Below are 1,005 nucleotides of genomic sequence, written 5' to 3'. Positions count from 1 at the left end.
AGGTTGTACAGGCGCTCGCCACCTTCGGGTGCCGCGGACCCACGCGCGGCCTCCCACAGCTCCCGCGCCGCCTCGAAGTGCTCGCGCGCTTCGCGCAGGTGGCCGGCGTCGAGCGCCACCGCGCCCAGGTTGTTGCGCGACAGGGCCACGTCCGGATGCCGGGGGCCCAGCTGCGCCAGCTGGAGCGCGAGCGCCTCGCGGTAGACGGCCTCCGCCTCCGGCAGCTGGCCCAGGTCCGAGCGCGCGTTGCCCAGGCTCAACAGCACGGCGGCCAGCCGCAACCGCTCCCCGTCCCCGCCGCCGCTCAGGCCGGTCCGGGCGCGCTCGTAGTGCGCCAGCGCCTCCTCCAGCCGCCCCTGCAACGCGAGCGCGTCGCCCAGGTTCGTGCGCATGACACAGGTGGTGGGGTGATCCGCCCCGTAGTGGCGCTCCCCCAGGACCAGCGCCTCGCGGTAGCGCTCCACCGCCTCGGCCACCCGGCCCTGGAGCCGCAGCGCGGTGGCCAGGTTGTTGAGGTACGCCGCGCGCAGCGGGTGGTCCTGTCCGTAGACGGCGTCCACCAGGGACAGGGCGCGGGCGTAGTGCCGCTCCGCGTCCGCATAGCGGCCCAGGCTGTTGAGGGCCCGGCCCATGCCGATGAGGGACTCCGCGAGCGCCTCGTCCTGCGCGCCCTCCGCGTGCTCCAGCAGCGTCAGGGCCTGCTCGGCGTCGGCCAGGGCCCGCGCGAACTCGCCCTGCCGGTAGCTGAGGGCGCTGCGGTAGCGGTGCAGCTCCGACGCCACCTCCGCGGAGCCCTCGGGTCCCAGCCGGGCCAGGGCGGCCTCCGCCATGCGCGCGGTGCGCTGGGCCTCCTTCAGCAGGCCCAGCCCCTCGCCTTCCGTGTAGAGGAGGCGGTTCCGAGGCGTGCGCGGCGGTCTCGTCGTCGTGTCCGGCCTCCGCGACCCGCACGGCCTCCTCCAGCACCTCCCGCCGCCGCCGCGAAGGCGCCCGTCGGTGCCCCCGCAG

The 1,005-nt window shown here is 76.3% G+C and carries 1 protein-coding gene; it reads right to left on the bottom strand.

Going from position 1 to position 1,005, the window contains the following annotated elements; genetic code table 11:
- On the bottom strand, positions 1-830 hold an 830-nt coding region (locus ACLEQD_RS44155), incomplete at its 3' end, for a tetratricopeptide repeat protein (protein ID WP_410391894.1).
- Positions 831-1,005 lie beyond the last annotated feature (175 nt).

Origin of the sequence: Corallococcus sp. 4LFB, from assembly GCF_046520365.1 — a bacterium.
GTDB lineage: Bacteria > Myxococcota > Myxococcia > Myxococcales > Myxococcaceae > Corallococcus > Corallococcus caeni.
This window is presented reverse-complemented; position numbering and strand designations above follow the sequence as displayed.